This window comes from Nocardioides sp. L-11A, from assembly GCA_029961745.1.
Lineage (GTDB): Bacteria > Actinomycetota > Actinomycetes > Propionibacteriales > Nocardioidaceae > Nocardioides.
Genome location: CP124680.1, coordinates 4,961,749 through 4,986,841 on the forward strand (window position 1 = coordinate 4,961,749; position 25,093 = coordinate 4,986,841).

Annotated in this window: 25 protein-coding genes; 8 read left to right on the top strand and 17 right to left on the bottom strand. The window is 73.0% G+C overall.

Annotated elements, in window-relative coordinates; all coding sequences use genetic code 11:
- Window positions 1-2: 2 nt before the first annotated feature.
- Entirely contained in the window at window positions 3-1,013 is a 1,011-nt protein-coding gene (locus QJ852_23745; GenBank protein ID WGX96148.1) for an AMP-binding protein, read from the bottom strand.
- Window positions 1,014-1,110: 97 nt separating this feature from the next.
- On the opposite strand from QJ852_23745, the gene QJ852_23750 reads away from it, so the two are divergent.
- Complete coding sequence (locus tag QJ852_23750) at window positions 1,111-1,992, top strand: 1,4-dihydroxy-2-naphthoate polyprenyltransferase (protein ID WGX96149.1); 882 nt, start codon at window positions 1,111-1,113, stop codon at window positions 1,990-1,992.
- Between the two features lie 141 nt (window positions 1,993-2,133).
- Here QJ852_23750 and QJ852_23755 read toward each other — a convergent pair whose 3' ends face one another.
- Complete coding sequence (locus QJ852_23755; GenBank protein ID WGX96150.1) at window positions 2,134-2,397, bottom strand: DUF4229 domain-containing protein; 264 nt, start codon at window positions 2,395-2,397, stop codon at window positions 2,134-2,136.
- Between the two features lie 82 nt (window positions 2,398-2,479).
- Here QJ852_23755 and QJ852_23760 point away from each other — a divergent pair, with 82 nt between their 5' ends.
- Window positions 2,480-2,719 (top strand): hypothetical protein, encoded by a 240-nt coding sequence (locus QJ852_23760; protein WGX96151.1) that lies wholly within the window; start codon window positions 2,480-2,482, stop codon window positions 2,717-2,719.
- A gap of 36 nt (window positions 2,720-2,755) precedes the next feature.
- Here the strand turns inward: QJ852_23760 and ccsB are convergent, their stop codons facing one another.
- The 6 genes from ccsB to hemL are packed head-to-tail and all read right to left on the bottom strand — an operon-like array spanning window position 2,756 to window position 8,759.
- Window positions 2,756-3,790: a c-type cytochrome biogenesis protein CcsB gene (gene ccsB / locus QJ852_23765; GenBank protein WGX96152.1), complete on the bottom strand. Its 1,035-nt coding sequence runs from the start codon at window positions 3,788-3,790 to the stop codon at window positions 2,756-2,758.
- A complete protein-coding gene (locus tag QJ852_23770) occupies window positions 3,787-5,424 on the bottom strand; it encodes a cytochrome c biogenesis protein ResB (protein WGX96153.1) in 1,638 nt (545 codons plus the stop codon). Before QJ852_23770 ends, ccsB begins: the two co-directional genes overlap by 4 nt.
- The gene (locus QJ852_23775) at window positions 5,421-6,182 is read right to left on the bottom strand and encodes a cytochrome c biogenesis protein CcdA (GenBank protein ID WGX96154.1); all 762 of its coding nucleotides are present in this window, start codon (window positions 6,180-6,182) and stop codon (window positions 5,421-5,423) included. Before QJ852_23775 ends, QJ852_23770 begins: the two co-directional genes overlap by 4 nt.
- A complete protein-coding gene (locus tag QJ852_23780) occupies window positions 6,182-6,751 on the bottom strand; it encodes a TlpA disulfide reductase family protein (GenBank protein WGX96155.1) in 570 nt (189 codons plus the stop codon). The genes QJ852_23775 and QJ852_23780 overlap by 1 nt, the downstream gene beginning before the upstream one ends.
- Window positions 6,748-7,440: a histidine phosphatase family protein gene (locus QJ852_23785; protein WGX96156.1), complete on the bottom strand. Its 693-nt coding sequence runs from the start codon at window positions 7,438-7,440 to the stop codon at window positions 6,748-6,750. The genes QJ852_23780 and QJ852_23785 overlap by 4 nt, the downstream gene beginning before the upstream one ends.
- Window positions 7,437-8,759 carry a glutamate-1-semialdehyde 2,1-aminomutase gene (hemL, locus tag QJ852_23790; protein WGX96157.1) on the bottom strand — a complete coding sequence of 441 codons (1,323 nt, stop codon included), beginning with the start codon at window positions 8,757-8,759 and terminating at the stop codon, window positions 7,437-7,439. Before hemL ends, QJ852_23785 begins: the two co-directional genes overlap by 4 nt.
- 221 nt (window positions 8,760-8,980) lie before the next feature.
- On the opposite strand from hemL, the gene QJ852_23795 reads away from it, so the two are divergent.
- The 4 genes from QJ852_23795 (at window position 8,981) to QJ852_23810 (ending at window position 12,899) form a co-directional block, all read left to right on the top strand.
- Complete coding sequence (locus QJ852_23795) at window positions 8,981-10,216, top strand: lytic murein transglycosylase (GenBank protein WGX96158.1); 1,236 nt, start codon at window positions 8,981-8,983, stop codon at window positions 10,214-10,216.
- A 147-nt stretch (window positions 10,217-10,363) separates the two neighbouring features.
- Window positions 10,364-10,909 (top strand): dTDP-4-dehydrorhamnose 3,5-epimerase, encoded by a 546-nt coding sequence (rfbC, locus tag QJ852_23800; GenBank protein WGX96159.1) that lies wholly within the window; start codon window positions 10,364-10,366, stop codon window positions 10,907-10,909.
- Complete coding sequence (locus QJ852_23805; GenBank protein ID WGX96160.1) at window positions 10,906-11,832, top strand: Gfo/Idh/MocA family oxidoreductase; 927 nt, start codon at window positions 10,906-10,908, stop codon at window positions 11,830-11,832. Before rfbC ends, QJ852_23805 begins: the two co-directional genes overlap by 4 nt.
- A complete protein-coding gene (locus QJ852_23810; protein ID WGX96161.1) occupies window positions 11,829-12,899 on the top strand; it encodes a glycosyltransferase family A protein in 1,071 nt (356 codons plus the stop codon). The genes QJ852_23805 and QJ852_23810 overlap by 4 nt, the downstream gene beginning before the upstream one ends.
- A 325-nt stretch (window positions 12,900-13,224) precedes the next feature.
- Here the strand turns inward: QJ852_23810 and hemB are convergent, their stop codons facing one another.
- The 9 genes from hemB to QJ852_23855 form a co-directional block, all read right to left on the bottom strand.
- Entirely contained in the window at window positions 13,225-14,220 is a 996-nt protein-coding gene (gene hemB, locus QJ852_23815) for a porphobilinogen synthase (protein WGX96162.1), read from the bottom strand.
- 105 nt (window positions 14,221-14,325) lie between these two features.
- The gene (locus tag QJ852_23820) at window positions 14,326-15,675 is read right to left on the bottom strand and encodes a hypothetical protein (GenBank protein ID WGX96163.1); all 1,350 of its coding nucleotides are present in this window, start codon (window positions 15,673-15,675) and stop codon (window positions 14,326-14,328) included.
- A gap of 28 nt (window positions 15,676-15,703) precedes the next feature.
- Window positions 15,704-16,225 (bottom strand): SigE family RNA polymerase sigma factor, encoded by a 522-nt coding sequence (locus tag QJ852_23825; protein WGX96164.1) that lies wholly within the window; start codon window positions 16,223-16,225, stop codon window positions 15,704-15,706.
- A 161-nt stretch (window positions 16,226-16,386) separates the two neighbouring features.
- Entirely contained in the window at window positions 16,387-18,060 is a 1,674-nt protein-coding gene (locus QJ852_23830; GenBank protein ID WGX96165.1) for a uroporphyrinogen-III synthase, read from the bottom strand.
- Window positions 18,057-19,076 carry a hydroxymethylbilane synthase gene (gene hemC, locus QJ852_23835; GenBank protein ID WGX96166.1) on the bottom strand — a complete coding sequence of 340 codons (1,020 nt, stop codon included), beginning with the start codon at window positions 19,074-19,076 and terminating at the stop codon, window positions 18,057-18,059. The genes QJ852_23830 and hemC overlap by 4 nt, the downstream gene beginning before the upstream one ends.
- Window positions 19,073-20,380 carry a glutamyl-tRNA reductase gene (locus tag QJ852_23840; protein WGX96167.1) on the bottom strand — a complete coding sequence of 436 codons (1,308 nt, stop codon included), beginning with the start codon at window positions 20,378-20,380 and terminating at the stop codon, window positions 19,073-19,075. Before QJ852_23840 ends, hemC begins: the two co-directional genes overlap by 4 nt.
- Window positions 20,377-21,075 (bottom strand): redox-sensing transcriptional repressor Rex, encoded by a 699-nt coding sequence (locus QJ852_23845; protein WGX96168.1) that lies wholly within the window; start codon window positions 21,073-21,075, stop codon window positions 20,377-20,379. The genes QJ852_23840 and QJ852_23845 overlap by 4 nt, the downstream gene beginning before the upstream one ends.
- 224 nt (window positions 21,076-21,299) lie before the next feature.
- Entirely contained in the window at window positions 21,300-21,542 is a 243-nt protein-coding gene (locus QJ852_23850) for a glutaredoxin family protein (protein ID WGX99501.1), read from the bottom strand.
- Between the two features lie 14 nt (window positions 21,543-21,556).
- Window positions 21,557-23,176, bottom strand: coding sequence for an AMP-binding protein (locus QJ852_23855; protein ID WGX96169.1), 1,620 nt, complete (start codon window positions 23,174-23,176; stop codon window positions 21,557-21,559).
- A 41-nt stretch (window positions 23,177-23,217) separates the two neighbouring features.
- On the opposite strand from QJ852_23855, the gene QJ852_23860 reads away from it, so the two are divergent.
- A complete protein-coding gene (locus QJ852_23860; GenBank protein ID WGX96170.1) occupies window positions 23,218-24,099 on the top strand; it encodes an HAD-IB family hydrolase in 882 nt (293 codons plus the stop codon).
- Between the two features lie 157 nt (window positions 24,100-24,256).
- Window positions 24,257-25,090: a sigma-70 family RNA polymerase sigma factor gene (locus tag QJ852_23865; protein ID WGX96171.1), complete on the top strand. Its 834-nt coding sequence runs from the start codon at window positions 24,257-24,259 to the stop codon at window positions 25,088-25,090.
- Window positions 25,091-25,093: the final 3 nt, after the last annotated feature.

The window sequence follows — 25,093 nt, forward strand, 5'->3', positions numbered from 1 at the left end:
GCTCACCGCGCCGCCTCCGCGAGCCTCAGCAGCGCCTGCCGGTCGGGCTTGCCGTTGGCCAGCAGCGGGATCGCGTCGAGCCGGACCAGTTGCCGGGGCGCCCAGGCACGCGGGTGCGCGTCGGCCACCCACGCCCGCGCCTCGTCCGGCCCGACCGGCCCCACGACGAACGCGACGACCCGGTTCCCCCACTCGACATCCGGTACGCCGAGCACCTCGGCCGCGACCACGTCGGGGTGCTGCCGCAGCCGCTCGGCCACCGCCGGTCCCGGCACGTTGAGCCCGCCGGTCACGATGACGTCGTCGACCCGCCCGATCACGGCCAGCCGGCCGTCCTCGTCGATCCGGCCGGCATCGGAGGTCAGGAACCAGCCGTCGACCAGCACCTCGGCGGTCAGGTCGGGCTGCCCGTCGTAGCCGCTGAAGAGGGTGGGGCCGGCGATCCGGATCCGGCCGCCCTCCCCCAGCGCGACCGCGACCCCGTCGAGCGGCAGGCCGTCGTAGACACAGCCGCCGGCGGTCTCCGCCGAGCCGTACGTCGCCACGACGCGCACCCCCGCCTCGGCCGCGCGCCCACGCAGCGAGGCTCCGATCGGGCCGCCGCCGAGCAGCACGGTGTGCGCCCGCCGGAGCGCGGCGACGTCGGGCGACGAGGCCAGCAGCCGGGTCAGCTGGGTCGGGACCAGGGAGACGAACCAGCCCTCGCCCGCCGGCCAGCCGTCGCGGTCGTGCAGGGCCGGCGGGTGGCCGGCGACCAGGGACCGGACGATCACCTGCAGCCCCGCGACGTACGTCGGCGGGAGGGTCAGCACCCAGGGGCCGCTCGCACCCAGCCGGGCCGCGGAGGCCTGCACCGAGGAGCGGACCGCGGCGCGGCTCAGCAGCACCCGCTTCGGCGTACCCGTGGAGCCGGAGGTCTCGACCACGAGCGGCGCGTCGTCGTCGGCGGAGAGCCAGCGCCGGGTCCGCTCGACGACCTCGGCGGGCCCACCACGCACGGTCCAGGGTTCCACCGCACAGACGCTATCGCCCGCACCGCGACGCCGGTCCGGGGACCGGACGGCACCCGACTGCGCGCGCGGGCGCCGCCGCCTGCTTGAATCGACGGCTATGGCCACAGCAGCGCACTGGATCGCGGGCGCCCGCGTCCGCACTCTCCCGGCAGCGGTCGCCCCGGTCGTCGTCGGCACCGCCGTCGCGGTGTACGCCGACCGCGGCGTCTGGTGGAAGGCGCTGCTCGCCGCCGTGGTCAGCCTGGCCCTCCAGGTCGGCGTCAACTACGCCAACGACTACTCCGACGGCATCCGCGGCACCGACGACGAGCGGGTCGGCCCCCTGCGCCTGGTCGGCTCCGGGCTCGCCACCCCCGCCGCGGTGAAGCGGGCGGCGTTCCTCTCCTTCGGCGTCGCCGCCGTGGCCGGACTCGTGCTCGCCGCCACCACGTCGTGGTGGCTGGTCCTCGTCGGCGCGCTCAGCGTGCTCGCGGCCTGGTACTACACCGGCGGCTCGAAGCCCTACGGCTACCTCGGGCTCGGCGAGGTGATGGTGTTCGTGTTCTTCGGCCTGGTCGCGGTCGTCGGCACCACCTGGGTGCAGACCGAGACCTGGCGGACCCCGGGCTGGGCCTCGGTCGCCGCCGGTGCCGGGGTCGGTGCCCTGGCCTGCGCGATCCTGGTCGCCAACAACCTGCGCGACATCCCCACCGACCGCGTCGCCGGCAAGATGACCCTCGCCGTGCGACTCGGCGACCGTCGTACCCGCGCCTTCTACGCGGTCCTCCTCGGGCTCTCCGCCGCCGCCGTCGTGGTCCTCGCCGCGCTCACCACCTGGTGGGCCCTGCTCGGCCTCGGCTTCCTGCTGCCCGGCATCGCGGCCGCACGCATCGTGCTCGGCGGGGCCCAGGGCCCGGCCCTCATCCCGGTGCTGCAGAAGACCGGTGTCGCCGAGCTGGCCTGGGCCGTCCTCGCCGGCCTCGGGCTCGTCGTCGGCTGAGGCCACCTCTCTCACGGGCCGCCCGCCGGCCGGGTCGCCGCTTCATCACGGTATGTAGGCCAACCCGCACTGCTGTAGCGGAGTTCCACTACAGCAGTGGCGCTTCGGCTACATCACGTGATGAAGCCGCAGCCATCCAACTCAGTCGTCTTGGTCCTCACGGGACCGCATCTCCTCGTACTTGCGGGAGATCCGGTCCGCGCGCCCCTCGACCTTGGCGGCGAAAGCCGAGCGCTGCCGCGCCAGCAGGACGTACGACGCGACACCGCTGACCAGGAAGGCGATCACGATGATCCACAGCACGTTGACCGAGTCGGCGACCAGCAGCCACACCCCCGCCACCAGGCAGAACGCGCCGATGAACAGGCCGGCTCGCAGGGCGGTGTAGATCCAGAACTCCTTCACCCCACCAGCCTAGGCGCGCGCGGTTCGTCCGCGGTCATCGGGACCCACCACGAAGCAACCGGCGACCGCCTACTCTGGAGAGGTGAAGCTGTTGCTCGTCGTCCTCGTGTTCGCGGCGCTGACCTACCTCGCGGTCCGCTGGCTCCAGGACCGCGGGTACGGCGACGAGCCCGCCCGCCGGCGTACGCCGAAGCCGAAGCCGCCGACCCGTCCGGTCGCCCCCGACGACGACGAGGGCTTCCTGCGCGACCTGGAGTGGCGACGCCGCCAGCAGGAGCGGCACAAGGACCAGCCGCAGCCGCCGGACAGCCCGGACGCCTGAGCCGGCCTGCCGGCGGTTCACCTACCGGATTCGTCGTCAGAACCGCGGTTCTGCGACAGATCCGGTCGTTGCGTCGACCACCCGCTCGGCGGCATACGAGTGCTGGCTCGTGGTCGAGAAGTAGTTGATGCCGATGAAGTTGAACCACAGGGTGGCCATGCCGACCAGGGCGAGCATGGCGGCCTTGCGGCCCTTCCAGCCGGCGGTGGCACGGGCGTGGAGGTACCCGGCGTAGACGACCCAGGTGATGAACGCCCACACCTCCTTGGGGTCCCAGTTCCAGTAGCGCGACCACGCCTCGTGCGCCCAGATCGGCCCGGTGATGAGGACGGCGAAGGTCCACACGGGGAACGCGAACGCGTGCACGCGGTAGGCCAGGCGGTCGAGGGCGTCGAGCTGCGGGACCCGCGCCAGCCAGCCGCCGAGCTCGGTGCCCGCGGCGGCGGCCCGGCGCTGCGCGCGCATCCGGACGAGGTAGACGATCGAGATGATGCCGCCGAGGGTGAAGGCGCCGGTGGCGATCACGGCGGAGACGACGTGGATGACCAGCCACGGCGAGTTGAGCGACTCGGTCAGCGGCGCAACGGCGTCGTAGAGCCAGATCACCGCGACCATGAGGGTCGCGACGACGAAGCCGACGACGAGCGGTCCCATCCAGCCGAGCGCGAACTTCTTGTAGAGCACCAGGTAGAGCAGTGCGACCACGAACGTCCCGGAGAGCGTGAACTCGTACATATTGCCCCAGGGCACCCGGTTGGGATCGGCGGCCATGCCGCGCCCCACGAGGGCCACGAGGTGCGCCGCACAGGCGATCGCCGTGAGCAGCACGCCGAGGCGACCGAGGAAGGCCACCCGCTGGGTACGCCGCGCGGACGGCGCGTCCCCGGCGCCGGCCTCCTCCGCGGCCGTACCCTCGACGTCCGGTCCGCCCGCGCCGACGAGGGCGCGCTCGGCCGCCGGCTGGCGCAGCGCGGCCCACTCGGCGAGGTAGACGACCAGGGCGACGAAGTAGATGATCCCCGCCGCCCCCACGGCCTGGTTGCTCAGCGTCTCCCACGCGGTGTTGCTCACGACTGCCTCACGATCTCGGATGCCTCCTGGAGCTGCGACAGTACGGCGGTCAGGATCTCGTCCATCTCACCGTTGCCGGAGCGATCGAGTACGGCGACCTCGACCCTGGTGGTCATCGGCTCAGTGCCGCCGGTTCCGTCCATTGTGCCTGCGTCCGCGTCCGTGGGGTCACCGGGGTCGCCGGGGCCGACCGGGACCGCCCGCACCCACACCCGGCGCGGCCGGATGAACAGCGAGCCGCACAGGCCGATGAGCGCGAGGATCACGCCGAGCAGCGCGATCTCCTTGCCGGGGGTCTGGCTGATCTGCACCCGGATCCAGGGGTCGACCCGCTCGAAGGTGACCGAGCCGAGCCCGTCGGGCAGGTCGACCTTGCCACCCGGCTGGAGGTCGATGCGCAGCGGCTTGCCGTCCTCCTGGGTGATCGGGGTGGCCTTCGACTTGTCGAGCACGTAGACCGACTGGGGGCTGCCGTCGTCGAGGCCCAGGTCGCCGGTGTAGGCGAGCATCGACAGCGTCGGGTTGAGGTCGTCGCCGAACACCGTGACGGGGTTGCCGTCGATCATGTCGAAGGTCGGGAAGAACAGCCCGTCGAGCCCGATCTGGCCGGGCTTGGCGTCGGGGCACTTCACGACGCCGTACGACAGGAAGCTGGCGTCGCGCGGCAGGAACACCGTCGGTCCGGTGCAGACGATCTCGCCCGAGCCGTCGCGGATGGTGATGACCGGCGCGTAGCCGTGGCCGATCAGGAAGACGTCGGTGCCGTCGAGCTCGAGCGGGTGGTTGACCCGGAGGTTGTACTTCCTCGGCTCGCCCTTCCCCACGCGATAGGTCAACGCGGCCTCGAACTTCCGGGCCTGACCGAAGCGCGGCCCGTCCTTGAGCCAGTCGACGGAGAAGTCGTCGACGCTGAAGCGGAAGTTCTTCATCTGGCCCTGCCCGAACAGGCCGCCGGGCTTGAAGTCGTCGTACTGCGTGAGGTTGTTGCTGAACGTGCTGCCCTGCACCAGGATGACGCCGCCCTGGTAGCCCCGCAGGCCGCCCATCGCGACCCCCGCGAGCACGATCAGCAGGGAGAGGTGGAAGACCAGGTTGCCGGCCTCACGGAGGTAGCCGCGCTCGGCGGCGACGAAGTCGTCGCCGACGGCGGCCCGGCGGATCCGGTGCCTCCGGCCGAGCACCGAGCGTGCCCGGTCGAGGACGTCGGCCGGCGCGAGGTCCGTGGTGTACGACGCCTGCACCGGCATCCGGCTGAGATTGCGCGGTGCCTGCGGCGGCTCGGCGCGCAGGGCCCGGTAGTAGACGAACAGGCGCGGGATGATGCAGCCGACGAGCGAGAGCACCAGCAGCAGGTAGATCGCGGAGAACCATGGCGAGCTGTAGACCGAGAACAGGTCGAGCTTCTCGTAGACCGGCGTCAGTTTCGGGTGCTCGTCCTTCCAGCGGGTGACGGCGAGCGAGTCGACGTCGGCCTGCGGGATCACCGAGCCGGGGATGGCTGCGAGCGCGAGCAGCAGGAGCAGGAGCAGCGCCGTCCGCATCGAGGTGACCTGGCGCCACGCCCAGCGCAGCAGCTCGCGCGCGGTCAGCTCGCCCGGGCGCCGCGCGGGGTCGGGGCGTCGTGGGGTGCTCATACGGAGACCTCGAAGTTCTGCACGAGCTGGAGCTGCATCCATTGGACGAGGTGGCCCCACCAGCCGGTGAGCATGAGGATGCCGATCAGGATCAGGAACGCTCCCCCGATCCGCATCACCCACTTCTGGTGCCGCCGGACGAAGCCGGTGAGTGCGAGGGTACGGCGGTAGGCGAGTCCGGCGACGATGAAGGGGATGCCGAGCCCGAGGGCGTAGCACAGGGAGAGCAGCGCGCCGCGCATCGCGGTGGCGTCGACGAAGGTGAGGTTGACGATGACGCCGTAGGTCGGGCCGACACAGGGCTGCCAGCCGATCGCGAACAGCGCGCCGAGCAGCGGCGCGGCACCGAGCCCGACGGCCGGGATCCGGTGGATCCGCAGGTCACGCTGCAGCCAGGGCAGCGCGCCGGCGAAGACCAGGCCGAGCACGACCAGGACCACTCCGAGACCCATCTGGATCTCGTCGTCCCAGCGGCGCAGGGTCTGGCCGACCGAGCCGAAGGCGGCGCCCATGAGCACGAAGACGACGGCGAAGCCCAGCACGAACAGCACCGAGCCCAGCAGCATCCGGCCGCGCCGCTTGCCGGCCTCCCCGGAGACGATGTCGGCACCGGAGAGCCCGGTCGCATAGGAGAGGTAGCCCGGGAGCAGCGGCAGCACGCACGGGGAGAAGAAGGAGACGAGGCCGACGAAGACGGCCACGGGCACCGCGAGGCCGAGCGAGCCGGCGGCCGCCTGCTCCTGGAGCCATTCGCCCATCAGCCGTCGCCCTCCGCCAGGACGGACTCGACGACCGTGGTCAGCGTGCTCTTCGAGGGGATCGGCCCGTTGACCAGGGCCGCGACCCGGCCGGTCGCGTCGAGGACCAGGGTGGCCGGCATCGAGGGCGGCGCGAACCGACCCAGGTCGAGCAGCGTCTCGCTGCCCGGGTCGTAGAACGACGGGTAGTCGACGCCCCGGGCGCGCTCGAAGGCGGCGGCGTTCTCCTTCGCCAGGTCACGGATGTTGATGCCGACGAAGGCGACGTCGTCACCGAGCTCGGTCTCGGCCTCGACGAGCATGGGCATCTCCTTGATGCACGGTCCGCACAGCGACCACCACACGTTGAGGACCACGACCTTGCCCCGCAGGTCGGCGAGGTCGAGCGCCTCGCCCTGGATCGTCGTCCCGCTGATGTCGACCGGCGCCTCGCGCTCGTCGTCGGGGATCTCCACGACCTTCCCGCTGCCGGCGATGTAGTCGAGGTCGCCGGTGCCCCCGAGGTCCGAGCAGGCGGACGACAGGAGCAGGGCGGCCAGGACGGCCACCGCACAGGCGACGCGTCTCATGCCGGAGGCGTCCCCTCGGGCCGGTTCTCCTCGGGCGCGTCACCGGCGGAGAACGGCGCCGCGATGTCACCGGTCGGGATCAGGTCGATCGCCGGCTCGGCGTACGAGATCTCGACCAGGTCCTCGCCGGCGAAACCGAAGGAGGTGACCGAGCACAGCGTGCACTGCCGCTTGCGGGGATCGTGCAGGAAGGAGCGCTTCTCCGCGGCCAGGCGGGTGGTCCAGATCGGCAGTTGGTGGGAGACGAGGACCGCCTCGTGGCCGGCGGCGTCGCGGCGGGCGTCGTGGACGGCGGCCATCATCCGCTCGACGATCGCCCGGTAGGGCTCGCCCCAGGACGGCCGGAAGGGGTTGTAGAGGTGGCGCCACAGCAGGGGGTTGCGCAGCGCGTTGTTGCCCCGGCCGAAGGTCATCCCCTCGAACCGGTTCTCCGACTCGATGACCCGCGCCTCGCGCCCGACCTCGAGGCCGAGGGCGGCGGCCAGCGGGGCGGCGGTCTCCTGCGCGCGCTCCAGCGGCGAGGACCGGATCACGGTGATGTCGTTGCCCTTGAGCGCCTCGGCGACCCGATCGGCCATCGCCCGGCCGCGGGCGGAGAGGTGGAAGCCGTCGCGACGCCCGTAGAGGATGCCCTCCGGGTTGTGGACCTCGCCGTGGCGGACCAGGTGGACGACCGTGTCGGCGGTCATGCGTTCTCCTCACGGGCCGCGGCGGCGGCGCGGGCGGCCGCGGGGAGGGCGTCCAGGACCCGCTGGACGGCCCGGTCGTCGTGGGACGAGGACACGAACCAGGCCTCGAAGGCCGACGGCGGGAGGTGCACGCCCTGGTCGAGCATCGCGTGGAAGAGCGCGGCGTACGCCGGCACGCTGGTGCGCTGTGCCTGCGCGAAGTCCGTCACCGGGTCCTCGGTGAGGAACACCGAGAACATGGACCCGGTCGACTGGATGACGTGCGGCAGCCCGGCGGCGGCGAAGGACCGGGCGATCCCGGCCCGCAGCGCGTCGGCGACGACGTCGAGGCGGGCGTAGACCTCGTCGGTCGCGGCGCTCAGCGTCGCGAGGCCTGCCGCGGTCGCGACGGGGTTCCCGGCGAGCGTGCCGGCCTGGTAGACCGGGCCCTCGGGGGCGAGGTGGGCCATCACGTCGGCCCGGCCGCCGAACGCCGCGGCGGGGAAGCCGCCGCCCATCACCTTGCCGAAGGTCATCAGGTCGGGGATCCAGCCCTCGACGGCGCCGTCGGTGCCCCACTGACCGGCCTTCGACACCCGGAAGCCGGTCATCACCTCGTCGCTGACGAACAGCGCGCCGTGGGCCCGGCAGGTCTCGGCGAGGAACCGGTTGAAGCCCGGCGCGGGCGGGACGACGCCCATGTTGCCCGGCGCCGCCTCCGTGATCAGGCACGCGATCCGGTCGCCGTGCTCGGCGAACGCCGCGGCGACCGCCTCCCGGTCGTTGTAGGGCAGCACGAGGGTCAGCTCGGTCGAACTGGCCGGCACGCCCGGCGTACCGGGGATGGAGAAGGTGGTCAGGCCCGAGCCGGCCGCGGCCAGCAGCGAGTCGACGTGACCGTGGTAGCAGCCGGCGAACTTGACCACGACGTCGCGGCCCGTGAATCCGCGCGCGAGCCGGATCGCCGACATGGTCGCCTCGGTGCCCGACGAGACCAGGCGCAGCCGCTCGACCGGGGTGCGCGTGACGATCGCCTCGACCAGGGCGACCTCGCCCTCGGTCGGCGTGCCGTACGACGTCCCGCGGCCCACCGCCGCCTGCACCGCCTCGACGACCGCGGGGTGCCCGTGGCCGAGCAGCATCGGGCCCCAGGAGCAGATCAGGTCGACGTACTCGTTGCCGTCGGCGTCGGTCAGCCACGGTCCGGTCGCCGAGCGGATGAAGCGGGGCGTGCCGCCGACCGCGTTGAACGCTCGGACCGGGGAGTTGACGCCGCCGGGGGTCACCTCACGCGCCCGGGCGAAGAGGGCCTCGGAGGTCGATGTCGGGAGTGCGGACACCGCGCCATTGTCGCCGATGGGTCCCAACGACCCGTCATCGCCGTCGGTCTTCGTGCGTGCGGCGCGCGACGCGGCCCATAGCACGTCGACCGAGTTGTGCGCCGGATCATGTGACACCCGTAACGTCGGTGTGTCACGATTCGTTGACTCAGTGCACAGGTGGGCACTGAGGGAGAGCCCACGCGATGGGGCCACTCGTGGCCAGGGGAGAGAGTCAAGACATGTCGAGGAAGCGTCTGGGGCGGCTGCAGCGCGTCGCCACCATCATTCCGCTCGCTCTGCTGTCGGCAGCCTGGACCGCCTCGGTCGCCGGCATCGGCGGCGTCGGCTCGCCCGTCCAGGCCGCGGAGACCCCCGGTCAGGTGACCGACGGCACCAGCGTTCCCGAGGAGTCGATCGACGACCCGGCGAGTCTCTCCGACCCGGCCTCGGTGGAGGGCCTCGAGGACGGCAACGAGGCGGGCATCGTCTCCGCCGCGTCGACCAACGCGATCCCCGCCGCGGCGCTGGCCGCCTACCAGCGGGCCGAGACCGTCATCAACTCGGCCGACGAGTCCTGCAACATCACCTGGCAGCTGATCGCCGCGATCGGTCGGGTCGAGTCCAACCACGGCCGCGTCGGCGGCAACGTCCTCGACAACGACGGCGTCGCCACGCCGGGCATCTACGGTCCGGCGCTCGACGGCCAGAACGGCGTCAAGGCGATCTCCGACACCGACGCGGGCGTCTACGACAACGACACCCAGTGGGACCGCGCGGTCGGCCCGATGCAGTTCATCCCGTCGACCTGGCAGGTCGTGGGCGTCGACGCCGACGACGACGCCGCCCGCAACCCGCAGGACATCGACGACGCGGCCCTCGCCGCCGCGGTCTACCTCTGCTCCGGCGACGGCGACCTCTCCACGGTCGTCGGCCAGCGTGCCGCGGTCTACCGCTACAACCACAGCCAGGCCTACGTCGACCTGGTCCTCAAGATCATGAACGCCTACCTCGAGGGCGACTTCACCTCGGTCCCCAACAACGCGACCGCCGCGGGCTACGTCGTGCCCGAGCCGCCCAGCTTCGACGTCCGCAGCCCGGGCGCGATCACGAAGGACAAGGGCGCCAAGGGCTCGACCAGCACCGGCACCCCGAGCGCCGACCCGACCGTCCCCGCGCCGCCCGCGGGCGCCGGCAGCGGTGGCAGCGGTGGCAGCGGCGGCGGGACCGGCGGCGAGAAGCCCACCCAGCCCAAGCCCGGCACCCCGTCGGTCCCGGCGCTCCCGGCCCCGCTCGACGATGTCGTCACCGGCGTCGACGAGGGCGTCGGCGCGGTCACCTCGAACGTCATCAGCGGTGTCCTCGGCCTGCTCACCAAGCAGGAGGCCGCAGCCGCCTGCCAGAAGGAGTTCCCGAAGCTCACCCAGACGGTGCAGCTGCTGAACTGCCTGCTGAGCTACGGCCTCAAGACGCCGTAGTCACCCCGCACGACCCGCAGGAGCCCCGGACCTGACCCCCCAGCCCGGGGCTCCTGCCTTGTCCGGACGAGATCACGGGTCCTGGTCCGCGCCGGCCGACGGACCGCTAGCGTGTGCACCCGTCACGCGGACGGCGAGGAGGCGACGGTGGCGATCACGAGCGAGGAGACCGGCCTGGCCGGGGTGCGGATCGTGCCGCTCACCGCGCACGCCGACGAGCGTGGCCGGTTCGTCGAGGTGTTCCGGGACGAGTGGGACACTGGGCTGCGCCCCGTGCAGTGGAACGCGGTCCGCTCGCGCGCCGGCGTGATGCGCGGCGTGCACGTCCACGTCAGCCACCACGACTACCTCACCGTCCTGGCCGGCACCCTGGTCCTCGGCCTGCACGACCTGCGGCCCGACAGCCCCTCCACCGGGCGCTCCTCGATGCTGACCATCGACGCCGACGCCCCGGTGGCCGTCGCCATCCCACCCGGCGTCGGCCACGGGTTCTGGTTCCCGGAGCCGAGCGTGCACCTGTACGGCGTGGACCGGTACTGGAACGTCGACGACGAGCTCGGCTGCCGGTACGACGACGCGGCGCTCGGTCTCGACTGGCCGGTCGCCGGCGAGCCGCTGCTCTCCGAGCGCGACCGGGTCGCGCCGGATCTCACGACCATGCGCGCGGCGTACCTCGCGGCGAGCTCCCGGTGAGCACCCCCATCATCGGCCTGGTCGGCTTCGGCCGCTGGGGCCGGCTGATCTTCCGCGACCTGCGCGCCCTGGGCGCCGAGGTGCACGTCGCCGTACCGTCGGAGGCGTCCCGGGCCGCTGCGGTGGCGGCGGGGGCCGTGTCCGTCGCCGCCACGGCCGGCGAGCTGCCCGACGCCGACGGCTATGTCGTCGCCCCCGTCACCGTCCGGCACGCCGAGGCGGTGCGGGCGCTCCTCCCCCGCGGCCGCCCGATGTTCGTGGAGAAGCCGCTCACCGCCGACCCGGTATCGGCCGCCGAGCTGGTCGCGACGGCGGGCGAGCGGATCTTCGTGATGGACAAGTGGCGCTACCACCCCGGGATCGTCGAGCTCGCCCGGCTGGCCCGGACCGGCGCCTTCGGCCCGATCCGCAGCGTCACCAGCCACCGACTCGGCTGGGGCAATCCCCACCGGGACGTCGATGCCGTGTGGATCCTGCTCCCCCACGACCTGTCGATCGCGGTCGAGATCCTCGGCACGCTCCCGGAGCCGCGCTATGCGGCGGCGCCGGACGCCGCGGGCAGCGGACTGCTGGCGGTGCTGCGCGACGCGGACGGCCCGCTGGTCACCTGCGAGGTCTCCGCCGCCCACCCGGTCAACCGGCGCACGGTCGTCGTGGTCGGGGAGCACGGCTCCGGCCAGCTCGCGGACTCCTGGGACGACCGGATCCTGCTGGCCGGGACCGTCGACGGCGTCGAGATCACCCCCGACAACCGCGAGCGCGCGGTCGGCGCCGAGCTCCCGCTGGAGGCGGAGCTGCGGGCCTTCCTCGAGCACCTGGCGGGCGGGCCGCCACCCCGCTCCAGCGCGGCCGACGCCCTGTCCGTCGTCCGCGCGATCGCCACGCTGCGGACCATGGCCGGGCTCTCCGGAGCGACCTGTTGAGCGGCTTCACCGTGCTGCTACCCGTCCACCGTCCGCCGGCGATGCTGCCGCTGGCGATCGAGTCGGTGCTGGCCCAGACGGTGACCGACTTCGACCTCGTGGTGATCTGCGACGGCGCTCCGCCCGAGACCGCCGCCTGCGCCGCGGAGTACGCCGCCCGCGACGTCCGGGTCCGGGTCCTCGACCTGCCCAAGGGCGAGCGTCACGGCGAGGCGCACCGGCACCGGGTGCTCGCGGAGGCCGACGAGGTGGAGCGGCCGCTGGTGGCCCAGCTCGCCGACGACGACCTGTGGTTCCCCGAGCACCTGGCCGAGCTCGACCGGCTGCTGGCCGAGGTCGACTTCGGCAACCTGCTGCAGGCGCGGCTGACACCGGACGGGGCCGTGGCGGTGCACCACGGCGACCTGGCCGACCCGCGGACCCGGGAGCGGATGCGCACCGAGCGGTTCAACTTCTTCGGCCCGAGTGTGGCGGGCTATCGCCTCGCGGCGTACCGCCGGCTGGTCCACGGCTGGGAGCCCGCGCCACCGGACCTGTGGAGCGACCTGTACATGTGGCGGGCCTTCCTCGACACCCCCGGGCTCCGGCTGGCGACCCGGTTCTCGGTGCAGGGCGTCAGCCTGCCGGCTGCCGAGCGCACCGACGCCGACCTGGCGGAGCGTGCCGCGGAGAGCCGGCGGGTCGCCGCCGGGCTGCTCGGCTCGGCGGGGGCCCGTGACGACTTCCGGCAGCGTGCGATCGCCGACCTGTGGACGCATCTGGACACCGCGGTGACCCACCGCGACCAGCTGCACGACGCCCACGACCGTGCCGTCGCCGAGATCGCCCACCTCACGACGCAGCTCGAAGCCACCCACGCGGCATTCGTGGGGGCCGGTGAGGAGGCCGGACGTCAGCGACAGGTGAGCCTGCGCCGGCGAGCCCGGATCCGCAAGCTGCGGCGCCGCACGACTCGGCTGCGCCGCAGCAACGCCGCCCTGGCCGAGGAGCTGGCGACCCTGCGGGCGTCGCGCTCCTGGCGACTCACCGCGCCCCTGCGCCGGCTCACCGGCCGGCGCGACCGGTAGGGCTCGATCTCCGACACGCTCGGCCCCAACGACTCGGTCTTGCCGCCAGGCGGACGGTGGACCTACGCGACTCGACCGCGTGGCCGGCAGCGTGGCGCCCGCGCGCAGCGCATCGGAGGCGAGCATGGGCCCGGAGGGTCCGTGCGCGGCCTTCGATAGGCGACCCGCTCGGCCCAGACGACCCGTCGTGCCGCCAGGCGGACGGTGGACCTACGCGACTCGACCGCGTGGCCGGCAGCGTGGCGCCCGCGCGCAGCGCATCGGAGGCGAGCATGGGCCCGGAGGGTCCGTGCGCGGCCTTCGATAGGCGACACGCTCGGCCGATCTAACGCAGCATCCCTGCGGCCTCGGTGGCCCAGTAGGTGAGGATGATGTCGGCGCCGGCCCGCCGGATCGAGGTGAGCGTCTCGAGGATGGCCGGCTCGCGCTCGATCCAGCCCCGGGCTGCGGCGGCCTCGAGCATGGAGTACTCACCCGAGATGTTGTACGCCGCCGTCGGCACGCCGAGCTCGGACACGGCGTCGGCCACCCTGCGCAGCACGTCGAGATAGGCCAGGGCCGGCTTCACCATGACGATGTCGGCGCCCTCCTCGATATCGAGCAGCGCCTCACGGACGCCCTCGCCCGCGTTGCGGCGGCCGTCCTGCTGATAGGTCCGGCGGTCGCCCTGCAGCGCGCTGTCGACGGCCTCGCGGAAGGGACCGAAGAAGGCCGACGCGTACTTCGCGGAGTAGGCGAGGATCCCCGTGTCGGTGAACCCAGCTCGGTCCAGGGCGTCGCGGATCACGGCGACCTGACCGTCCATCATGCCGCTGGGACCGACCATGCCGGCACCGGCGCGCGCCTGCACGACCGCCATGTCGGCGTACCGCTCCAGGGTCGCGTCGTTGTCGACCCGGCCGGTCGCGTCGAGGACGCCGCAGTGGCCGTGGTCGGTGAACTCGTCGAGGCACAGGTCGCCCATCACGACCAGCGCGTCGCCGACCTCACCGACGATGTCGGCGATGGCGACGTTGAGGATGCCGTCGGGGTCGGTGGCGCCGGTGCCGGTCGCGTCCTTGGTCTCCGGTACGCCGAACAGCATGATGCCGCGCAGCCCGGCCTCCGCCGCCTCCGCCGCCGCCTTGCGCAGCGAGTCCCGGGAGTGCTGGACGACGCCCGGCATCGAGCCGATCGGGATCGGCTCCGCGGCGCCCTCGCGGACGAAGGCCGGCAGCACCAGCTGGCTGGGTCGCAGCGTCGTCTCCGCGACGAGGTCGCGCGTCGCCGCCGTGGTCCGCAGGCGTCGGGGACGGACGATGGGGCGCAGGCTCTCGTTCATCGGGGTCCCCGCGACGTTGTGCGACGGAGGAGCGCAGCGGAGGAGGCGCAGAACTTCGTGGGGTGGTTCACGTCCCCATTGTCGCGCAGGCCCCTCGGCGCGGGCTCAGCGCCAGCGCGCGAGCCACTGGGTCGCGCCGGGGATCGGCTCCTGCGGGCCGGCCGCCTCGCCGACCGGGGTGTCCCACAGGAGATAGCCGTCCGGCGTCGGACCGCCGAGCCCGTACGACGAGTTGGCATCGGAGACCCGCGCGAAGCTCCCCGAGTCGGGCTCGTAGACGTACGTCCCGGCCCGCTTCCGGGCGTAGGACGCCACCCGCACCACGCCACCGGTCACCCAGCCGCTGACGCCGTCGTCCTGGATCGTGGTGACCAGGTCCCCGTCGGTCGTGAGGATCTGGATCCGGTCGTCGCGGCCGTTGTCGTAGGTGCCGCAGTACTGGCTGAGCACGATCCGGTCGTCGAGCGCCCCGAAGCCGAGCAGGTTGCACCGCTCCCCCGACCGCGGGTCGAAGTCGTGCTCGGCACCGGTGGCCAGGTCGCGGACGTGGATCCGGTCGTTCTTGCCGTTGGTCCGGGCAGTCCAGACCATCGCGTCCTCGGTGAACGCGACTGCACCGAACCGCAGGCCCTCGTCGCGTACGTCGGCCGGGTCCGTCGGCGACACCGACCACAGGTCGTAGGTGTCGCCCTCCGCCCCCGCGTCGTCCGCCTCGCCATCGGGCCCCATCGGCCAGCCGCCGGGCGGCGGCGAGCCCTTCGTCGCCGGCGCGCCGACGTACAACCGGCCGCCGGGACCCGGCACCGGGCTCTGGAGCCCGGTGATGTCGGGCAGTCCGGGCCAGGTGACGCTCGACCAGGAACGCGTCGAGCGGTCGTAGACGTGTGCCTGGAGCCGGCCGCTCAGATCGGCGCCGTCGCCGGCCCGGGTGGAGGTCAGCACCAGCCGGTCAGCGCCGAGCTCGGCCGGCCAGATCTGGTCGGCGAAGCCCATCGGCGGCAGCCAGTCCTTCTCGCCCGTGGCGGGGTCGAGCAGGGCGTAGCGGATCTTGTTCTCGGGGCCGTGCGGCCCGTCGCGGAACAGGATCAGCCCGTCGTCGGTGACGCCGTCGTAGTACTGCCCGTTCGCCGCGTCCAGGTCCTCGTTGGTGTAGCTCGTCAGGAGGTCGTAGTCGGTCCCCTCCTGCGCCTGCCGCGCGTCGGAGAGCCGGACCACCGGTCCGTCGGGGCGGGGTACGACGCTCGCGGCCGGCGTGTCCCGACCGTCGGCCCCCTGGCTGACCAGGCCGCCGGCGGCCACCACGCCGACCACGGCCACCGCGAGGCCGCCCGCGAACCGAGCCCGGCGCCGGCGTACCCGGCGCCGGCCGCCGCTGAGGACCGCGGCCAGGTCGATGTCGTCGGCCGGCGGCGTCGACGCCGCCTCGTGCAGCAGGGCACGCATCTCGTTCACCATGTCATCTCCACGGTCAGCTCCACGGTCGTCACCACTTTCCGGATCCCAGGGTCAGCTCGCCGAGCGACGAGTCCTCGAACACGGAGCGGAGCCGGTCCAGCGCACGCGCGGTCTGGCTCTTGACGGTGCCCTCGCTGCAGCCCAGCGCCCGTGCGGTGTCGGCGACGCTGAGGTCGTCGAAGTACCGCAGCACGACGCACGCCCGCTGCCGGGGCGGCAGCTCGGCCATGACCTGCAGCAGGGTCGCGCGGGCGCTCACCAGCTCGGCGACGTCGAGATCGGCCGGTCGCCGGGGATCGGCCGCGACGACCAGCTCCGTGCTCGACCGCCGCCGGGTGTGGTCGAGCACGACGCTCACCAGGGCCCGGCGGGCGTAGGCGTACTCGCGTCCGGCCCGGGTCAGCCGCGGCCAGGCGACGTACACCCGGATCAGCGCGTCCTGGACATGGTCCGCCGCCCGCTCCCAGTCACCGCACATCAGGTACGCCGTACGGCGCAACCGGTCGCGCGCCCCCTGGGCGAAGGCGACGAACTCGTCCTCGTCACGCATCGGTCATCCGCTCCATGACCGCCTCAACGCAGTGACCCCGCGCCCAGGTTGCACGCGGATCGCTTGTAACTAAGGGTTACAGCACGAATTTGGGACGCATGGGGCCCCTGTGGTGGATAACCGTGCTGTAACACTTAGTTACATGAACGTGCCCCGCTCGATCAGGCCTTCTTGCGACGCGACGACGGCTTGCGGTCGCTCGGCTTGGTGACCGGCTCGCCGGCCTCCAGCATCGCGACCCGGCGGCTGGCGCCGAAGCCGGCCAGCGCCTCGACGAGCAGCTCGACGTCCGGCTTGGGCGCCAGGACGTCGACCCGCAGGCCGTGCTCCTCGGCCGTCTTGGCCGTGGCGGGCCCGATCACCGCGATGATCGTCGACGGGTGCGGCTTGCCGGCGATGCCGACCAGGTTGCGCACGGTCGAGGACGACGTGAACACGACCGCGTCGAACTTGCCGGTCTTGATCGCGTCGCGGGTCGGCGCCGGCGGCGGGGCGGCCCGCACGGTGCGGTACGCCGTGACGTCGTCGCACTCCCAGCCGAGGTCGATCAGGCCGGCGACGAGGTTCTCGGTCGCGATGTCGGCGCGCGGCAGGAACACCCGGTTGATCGGGTCCAGCTGCTCGTCGTACTCCGGCCAGTCCGCGAGGAGCCCCGCGGCGGACTGCTCACCGGAGGGGATGAGGTCGGCCCGCAGGCCCCAGTCGGCGATCGCCTGGGCGGTCTTGTCGCCGACCGCTGCGATCTTGAGCCCGGAGAACGCGCGCGCGTCGAGCCCGTACTCCTCGAACTTCTCGCGGACGGCCTTCACCGCGTTGACCGACGTGAACGCGATCCACTCGTAGCGACCCTCGACCAGGCCGCGGACGGCCTTGTCCATCTGCTGCGGGTTGCGCGGCGGCTCGACGGAGATCGTCGGGACCTCCTCCGGTACGCCGCCGAACTCGCGGATCCGCTCGGAGAGCGACGCGGACTGCTCCTTGGTGCGGGGCACCAGCACCCGCCAGCCGAACAGCGGCTTGGTCTCGAACCAGGACAGCTTCTCGCGCAGGTCGACGACGGCGCCGATGACCGTGATCGCCGGCGGGGCGATCCGGGCGGCGCGGGCGTCGGCGGCGATCCGCTCCAGAGTGGAGGTGATCGTCTGCTGCTCGGTGGTGGTGCCGACCCGGGTCATCGCGACGGGGGTCTGCGGCGATCGGCCGTTGGCGATCAGCTGCTTGGCGATGTCGCCGATCTGGCCGACGGCCGAGAGCAGGACGAGAGTCGGGGTGTCGGCGTACCGGGTCCAGTCGACCTTCTCGCCGCAGGTGACGACGGCCATCTCGCGGTGGTCCTTGGTCGTCAGCGGGATGCCGGCGTACGCGGGCACGGCGCCGACCGACGAGACGCCCGGGACGACCTCGAAGGCGAGGTTGGCCTTGGCGACCGCCTGGGCCTCCTCGGGCCCGGAGGCGTAGAGGAACGGGTCCCCGCCGAGGAGCCGGACCACCCGCAGGCCGCGCTTGGCCTGCTTCACGACCACCTTCGCGCGGGCGGCGTGGGTGAGCGGCTGGCCGTCCTCGCCGAAGCCGCCGTCGATGATCTCCGGCTCGGCGACGACCTCGTCGCCGACCCGCTCGGCCCGGGCCCGCACCACGGCGACCAGGTCGGTGTGGCGGGGATCCTCGGTGATGACGACGTCCGCGTCCTGGATCAACCTGACGGCGCGCACGGTGAGCAGGTCGGGGTCGCCGGGACCGGTACCGACGAAGGCCGTGAAGCCGGGGCCTCCGGGCTGGACCTGGACGGCGGCGGGAGTCGAAGCAGCCTTCTTGGCTGGCGTGGCTCGCGTCATGGGTTGGGCACCTCTGCAGATCGTGCGGACGGGTGGGCGTTCGAGTCGGTGGAGCGGTTGAGCTGGGCCATCAGCTCGTCGGCGCCGTCGGCCAGCATCTCGGCGCCGAGGTCGCCGCCGAGCTGGGCGGCGGTGGCGGGCCAGGACGCCGGGTCGGCATCGAGGGCGACGGAGGCGGAGCGGCGTACGGCGAGCACACCGTCCTCGGACAGGATGACGGCGCGCAGCCACAGCTCGGGGCCTGCATCGCCCTCGGCGACCTCGGCGAGGGCGCCGATCGGTGCGGTGCAGCCGCCCTCGAGCCGGGCCATCAGGGTCCGCTCGGCAGTGACGGCGGCGCGGGTCGCGCCGTCGTCGAGCCGGGCGAGCAGGGCGAGCGTGGCGCTGTCGTCGCTGCGGCACTCCACGGCCAGGGCGCCCTGGCCCGGGGCGGGCAGCACCCGCAGCGGGTCGAGGACCTCGGTGACGTCGTCGAGTCGCCCGAGCCGGGCCAGGCCGGCGCGGGCGAGCACCACGGCGTCGTACCCGCCCTCGCGGATGCGGCCGATCCGGGTGTCGACGTTGCCGCGGACCCCGACCAGCTCGATGCCGAGGCCGAGCGCCTCCAGCTGGGCGACCCGGCGGGGCGACCCGGTGGCGACCTTGCTGCCGGGCGGCAGCTCGCCGAGCGTGAGTCCGTCGCGGGCGACGAGGACGTCGCGCGGATCCTCCCGCGGGGGTACGGCGGCCAGCGTGATGCCCTCGGTGAGGTAGGTCGGGACGTCCTTGAGGGAGTGGACGGCGACGTCGACCTCGCCGGCCAGCAGCGCGTCGCGCAGGGCGCTGACGAAGACCCCGGTCGACGAGCCGCCCGCGAGCGGCGTGCCGGTGGCCTGGCTGCGGTCGCCGTCGGTGGTGATCTCGACCAGCTCGGTGGCGACGCCCAGCGCCTCGATGGCCGACGCGACGTGCCCGCACTGGGTCGTCGCGAGGGCGCTGCGGCGGGTGCCGATGCGCAGCGGCGGCGTGGCGGTCATGAGCGCCCCTCCTCACTGACGACGGGCCGGGTGACGGCGTCGACCGCGTCGGGGTCGAGCGCGAAGAGCTCGGCGAGCGCGGCGGCGTACGAGACGGCGCCCTGCTCGTTGGCGAGCTCCTTGACCCGGACGGTCGGCTCGTGGAGCAGCTTGTCGGCGACCCGGCGGACGGCGTGCCGGATCTCCTCGCGGGTCGCCTCGTCGAGCTCGGGCAGCCGGCCCTCGAGCCGGGTCATCTCGGCGTCGACGACGTTGGTGGCCATCGAGCGGAGCGCGACGACGGTGGGCGTGACGCTGGCCTGGCGGCGCGCGGCGAGGAAGGCCGTGACCTCCTCACCGAGGATCCGGCGCACCTCCTGGACCTCGCGGCCCGTCGCTCCGCCGTGGAGCAGCTCGGCGAGCTCGGCCAGGCCGACCAGACGGACGTCGGGCAGGTCGGCGACGTCGGGAGCGATGTCGTGGGGCAGCGCGAGGTCGATCAGCGCGAGCGGGCGCCCGGCGCCGCGGCGGACCCGGGTCATCAGCGCGCGGTCGATGATCGTTCCGGACGATCCGGTGCAGCTGATCACGATGTCGGCGCGGGCCAGCTCGTCGCCGAGATCGGCCAGCCGGACCGCCTCGCCGGCGTACTGCACGGCCAGGCGCACCGCCCGGTCCACGGACCGATTGACGATCGAGAGCCGCCCGGCGCCGAGGCGGCTGGCGGTCGCGGTCGCGAGCCCGGCCATCGCGCCGGCCCCCACCACGACGACGTGCTTGCCCTCGACGGTCCCGACCAGCTTGGCCGTCTCATCCAGGGCAGCGCTGACCAGGGTCGGCGCGACCTGGTCGATCTCGGTCTCGGCGCGGGTGCGCTTGCCGACCCGCAGGGCCTGCTGGAAGAGCAGGTTGAGCGCGGGTCCCACGGTGCCGAGCTCCTGGCCGCGCCGCAGCGCCTCCCGCGTCTGGCCGAGGATCTGGCCCTCGCCGACCGCCATGGAGTCCAGGCCCGCGGCCACCTGGAACAGGTGGGAGATCGCCCCGTCGTCATAGTGGACGTAGAGGTGCGGGAGCATCGCCTCGGTCGACTCGCCTGCACGGTCGACGAGGAGTCGCGAGATCTGCTCGATGCTGCCGTGGAAGCGCTCGACCTCGGTGTAGATCTCGAGCCGGTTGCACGTGGCGATGACCGTCGCCTCGCTGACGTGCTCGCACGACGCGGCGTCGGCGATCAGCTTCTGGACGCCGTCGTGGTCGAGCGCGACACGCTCGAGCAGGGAGACCGGGGCGGAGTTGTGGGAGATGCCCACGACCAGCACACTCATGCCGCGCCTCCCCCGGTCTCGACCGCGGCCGCTGCGTCGGCGCCGTTGGCCTTGCGCTGCTCGTGGTAGGCGAGGATCTGCAGCTCGATCGACAGGTCGACCTTGCGCACGTCGACGCCCTCAGGCACGGCCACGACGGCCGGGGCGAAGTTGAGGATGCTGGTGATGCCGATGGCGACCATCCGGTCGGCGACGTCCTGCGCGGCGACGGCAGGGGTGGCGATCACGCCGATCGCGACGTCGTGCTCGCGGACGATCTCCTCGAGGTCGTCGAAGGGGCGGACGACGACGCCCGCCACGGTCTGCCCGGCGAGGCCCGGGTCGGCGTCGAGCAGCGCCACGACCCGGAAGCCGCGGCTGCGGAAGCCGGAGTAGTTGGCGAGGGCGTGACCGAGGTTGCCGATGCCGACGATGACGACCGGCCAGTCCTGGGTGACACCGATCTCGCGGGCGATCTGGTAGCGGAGGTAGTCGACGTCGTACCCGACGCCCCGGGTGCCGTAGCTGCCGAGGTAGGACAGGTCCTTGCGCAGCTTGGCGCTGTTGACGCCCGCGGCGGTCGCGAGGTCCTCGCTCGAGCAGGTGCGGATCCCGTTGTCGGCCAGCGCCGTCAGCGCCCGCAGGTAGACGGGCAGGCGGGCGACCGTGGCCTCCGGGATGACCCGGGCGGCATCCGTCGAACTACGTGTGGTCACAGCTCCACTTTCCAGCCGCTCTACCGAACGTCAGTGGCGCGGCTCGATCACTGTAGGAGTTTGTGAACGTGAGAACAAAATGGGCGGAAGCGCAACTCGACGGGGCGACAGGTACGTCACACCGGGACCGGCTCGGGGCGGGTCGATTTGCGGTTCAACTACCGAATTCGTCGTCGTGCGCGCGGGTTGACGACAAACTCGGTAGTTGAACCGCAGAAACCAGATCAGCCGCGCAGCGCCGCGCGCAGCCGGTCCGCGCTGACCCGCCAGAAGTCGTGCTGGCGACCGTCGACGAAGGTCACCGGGATCTCGTTGGCGAACCTGTCGGCGAGCTCGGGGTCGTCGTCGATCGACAGCTCCTCGTAGCTCTCCCCCAGCTCGGCGCACACAGCCTCGATGACCGCACGGGCGTCGTCGCACAGGTGGCAGCCGGAGCGGCCGTAGAGGGTCACCCGGGCGGCGCGCACGTCGCTCACGCCGCTCACTCCAGGATCCCCAGGGCCTTGCGCCGCTCGGCGCCGCGCAGCACGCCCTTGCGGATCTTGCCGGTCACGGTCCGGGGCAGAGCGTCGACGACCTCGACCCGGACCGGCCGCTTGTACGGCGCCAGCCGCTCCCGCGCCGCCGCCTCGGCCGCGGCCACCACGGTGTCGGCCGCGGCGCCGGCGACGACGCCCGCGTCGGGCACGACGTAGGCGACGACGGCCTCGCCGGTCTGTTCGTCGGGCACCCCGAGGACCGCGGCCTGGCGCACGCCGGGGACCTCCTCGAGGATCGCCTCGACCTCGGTGGGGTAGACGTTGAAGCCGGACACGATGATCAGCTCCTTGACCCGGTCGACCAGGAACAGGTCGCCGTCGGCGTCGAGGAAGCCGACGTCGCCGGTGGACCACCAGCCGTCGTCGGCGGGGCCGTCCTGGCCGTCGGGCCAGTAGCCGCTGAACAGGTTGCGGCCGCGGATCTGGATCTCGCCGGGGTCGTCGGCGGCCGCCTCCTCGAGCGGTCGGCCCTCGTCGTCGACCAGCCGGATGTCGATGCCGTCGAGCGCCGCGCCCACGGAACCCGGCTTGATCTCGGCCGAGCGCAGGGTGCTGGTGACCACGGGCGACGCCTCGGTCAGGCCGTAGCCCTGGTGGATCGGCACCTTGGTCAGCGCGCCGAACTCCTCGACGGTCTCGGCGGCGAGCGGCGCCGAGCCGGACAGGATCATCCGGACCGGGCCGAGCCGCTCGGCGAGTGCCTCCACGCCCCGCCAGGCCGCGAACACCGGCGGCGCGACCGGAACGACGCTGCAGGCCTCGTCCTCGACGAGGTCGAGGGTCCCCTCCGGGTCGAACCGCTCCGTGAGCACCAGCTTGGCGCGGTGCCGGATCACCCCGCCCAGCACCGCCCCGAGCCCGTAGACATGGAACAGCGGCAGCACGCCGAGCACGACGTCGTCGGAGTGGATCATCGGCGGGCGTACGGCGGCGACCTGGTCGACGTTCGCCAGCAGGGCGCGGTGGGTGAGCATCGCCGCACGCGGGCGCCCCGACGTACCGCTCGTGTAGAGCAGGACGGCGAGCTTCTCGGGATCCTGGAGTGGTGGCACCGGGACGGCGGGCTCGGCGCGGAGGTCGTCGTACCGGCTCTCGCCGTCGTGCGGGTCGGCGCCGACGAGGACGACGCGCGGCTCCGGCCGCTGCTCGTCGCGGGCGGCCGCGGCGACCTCGGGCCGCCCGGCGGCGTCCCGCACCGCACCGGCCGTCTGCCCGTCTGCCACCGCCAACCGGGCGCCGCAGTCGACCAGCATCGCCGCGAGCTCGGCGGGCGTGGAGCCCGGGTTGACCGGCACCGCGACGGCCTGGGCGCGCAGCACGCCGAGATAGGAGGTCACGAACTCGAGCCGGTTGCCGAGGACCAGCAGCACCCGGTGCCCGGCGAGGACGCCGGCGCGGCCGAGCCCGGTCGCCAGCCGGCCGACCTCGTCCTCGAGCTCGGCCCAGGTCAGGCCGCGACCGCCGGCCTCGACGACAGCGAGCCGCTCGGGATGCTCGACGGCGGCGGACGCGACGAGGGCAGCCACGTCGGGAGCGGCGCTCGTCTCGTCCGACAACGACATGGAGGGATCCTACGCGGGTGCATTTCTTCTAGGGTGGGCCCATGGTGCCGCCCGCCGACCGTCCCCGACGGCTGAACCTGCAGCAACGGTCGCGCCTGGCGGGCGAGGCGGCGGCCGCGGCCGCCGAGGTCGAGACCGCGCTGGCCCACCCCACCGATCCACGGGCGGCGGCGTTCTTCGACGTCGACAACACCGTCATGCAGGGCGCGAGCATCTTCCACCTGGCCCGGGGTCTCTACCGGCGCAAGTTCTTCACGACGCGCGACATCCTCGGGGCGGCGTACAAGCAGGCGTACTTCCGCATCGTCGGCGTCGAGGACCCCGAGCATGTCGCCGAGGCCCGCAACTCCGCGCTCGCGTTCATCGCCGGGCACACCGTGCAGGAGATCGAGGACGTCGGCGAGGAGATCTTCGACGAGGCGATGGCGCACCGGATCTGGCCGGGCACCCGCGCGCTCGCCCAGATGCACCTCGACCAGGGGCAGCGGGTCTGGCTGGTGACCGCGGCCCCGATCGAGATCGCCGGCCTGATCGCGCGCCGGCTCGGGCTGACCGGGGCCCTCGGCACGGTCGCCGAGCACGTCGACGGCGTCTACACCGGCCGGCTGGTCGGCGACATGCTGCACGGGCCGGCCAAGGCGGTCGCCGTGACCGCGCTCGCCGAGCGCGAGGGCCTCGACCTCTCGCTCTGCTCGGCCTACAGCGACTCCGCCAACGACCTGCCCATGCTCAGCCTGGTCGGCGACCCGTGCGCCATCAACCCCGACGCCAAGCTGCGCGCCCACGCCCGCGCCCACGGCTGGCGGATCCGCGACTACCGGACCGGCCGCAAGGCCGCCCGCGCCGGCATCGTGGTGGGATCGGCCGCCGCCGGCGCCGCGATCGCGGGGGCCGTCGTACGTCGCCAACGGCTGCGCCCCTGACCGTTTCGGGCGAACCATGGCGATCCTCCTTACTGGACGGTAACCTTCCGGTAAGTGGGGCGATGAGGGCTCGCCCGGACCGGTTCTGGCGTTCCGGTACCACGGTCGGCGGATCCACCGTAGGATCCCCACCGGGGGCAGTTGGGAGGGAACCAGCATGACCTGGCAGCGCACTGACCTGTCGCGAGGGCTCGAGGCCCTGCGCGTGGCCGTGCTCGCTGCGCTGTCCCCGGACCCGATCCCGGCCCTGGCCGGATTCCCCGCGGCCGGACTCCCCGCGGCCGGACCGTTCGGCGCGCCGGCCCGACGCGACCACCGACTGCTGAGCGAGGCGAGCGCCGAGACCTCCGCCGGACCGACCGGGACCGACGGCTTCGATCGCGACGGCTCGGGCGAGTTCGGCGACGCCACGCTGGCGACCTCGTCGGAGGACTCCCCCGAGGCCCGCGAGCGCCTGATCGGGCTGGTCGAGCTGGCTCGCGGCGGCGACGCGGAAGCGTTCGGGCTGCTCTACGACCACTACCAGCCGTCGGTCTACCGCTTCCTCTACTACCGCACCCGGTCGGTCGTCGTGGCCGAGGATCTCTGCTCGGAGACCTTCTTCCGCGCGCTGCGCAACATGTCGTCCTTCCGGTGGCAGGGCAAGGACTTCGGCGCCTGGCTGATGACCATCGCCCGCAACCTCGCGACCGACCACTTCAAGGCCGGCCGGACCCGCCTCGAGCTGACCACCGAGGACATGGGCCAGCACGACGACGCCACCGAGGGCCCCGAGAACGCCGTCCTCGCCAGCCTCACCAACGAGATCCTGCTCGATGCGCTGACCAAGCTCCCCAACGAGCAGCGCGACTGTCTCATCATGCGCTTCCTGCAGGGCCTGAGCATCGCCGAGACGGCCGCGGCGCTCGGCCGCAGCGACGGCGCCATCAAGCAGCTCCAGCTGCGTGGCGTGCGCAACCTGGCGAAGCTGATGCCGGAGGGGATCCGATGATCG

Coding starts and splice junctions, on each gene's coding strand:
- QJ852_23785 (WGX96156.1), bottom strand. CDS start 7,440: ATGACCGCCGACACGGTCGTCCACCTGGTCCGCCACGGCGAGGTCCAC.
- QJ852_23830 (WGX96165.1), bottom strand. CDS start 18,060: ATGACGCGAGCCACGCCAGCCAAGAAGGCTGCTTCGACTCCCGCCGCC.
- QJ852_23750 (WGX96149.1), top strand. CDS start 1,111: ATGGCCACAGCAGCGCACTGGATCGCGGGCGCCCGCGTCCGCACTCTC.
- QJ852_23840 (WGX96167.1), bottom strand. CDS start 20,380: ATGAGTGTGCTGGTCGTGGGCATCTCCCACAACTCCGCCCCGGTCTCC.
- QJ852_23855 (WGX96169.1), bottom strand. CDS start 23,176: ATGTCGTTGTCGGACGAGACGAGCGCCGCTCCCGACGTGGCTGCCCTC.
- QJ852_23770 (WGX96153.1), bottom strand. CDS start 5,424: ATGAGCACCCCACGACGCCCCGACCCCGCGCGGCGCCCGGGCGAGCTG.
- QJ852_23825 (WGX96164.1), bottom strand. CDS start 16,225: ATGCGTGACGAGGACGAGTTCGTCGCCTTCGCCCAGGGGGCGCGCGAC.
- QJ852_23860 (WGX96170.1), top strand. CDS start 23,218: ATGGTGCCGCCCGCCGACCGTCCCCGACGGCTGAACCTGCAGCAACGG.
- hemC (WGX96166.1), bottom strand. CDS start 19,076: ATGACCGCCACGCCGCCGCTGCGCATCGGCACCCGCCGCAGCGCCCTC.
- QJ852_23775 (WGX96154.1), bottom strand. CDS start 6,182: ATGGGCGAATGGCTCCAGGAGCAGGCGGCCGCCGGCTCGCTCGGCCTC.
- QJ852_23780 (WGX96155.1), bottom strand. CDS start 6,751: ATGAGACGCGTCGCCTGTGCGGTGGCCGTCCTGGCCGCCCTGCTCCTG.
- QJ852_23795 (WGX96158.1), top strand. CDS start 8,981: ATGTCGAGGAAGCGTCTGGGGCGGCTGCAGCGCGTCGCCACCATCATT.
- QJ852_23865 (WGX96171.1), top strand. CDS start 24,257: ATGACCTGGCAGCGCACTGACCTGTCGCGAGGGCTCGAGGCCCTGCGC.
- hemB (WGX96162.1), bottom strand. CDS start 14,220: ATGAACGAGAGCCTGCGCCCCATCGTCCGTCCCCGACGCCTGCGGACC.
- QJ852_23820 (WGX96163.1), bottom strand. CDS start 15,675: ATGGTGAACGAGATGCGTGCCCTGCTGCACGAGGCGGCGTCGACGCCG.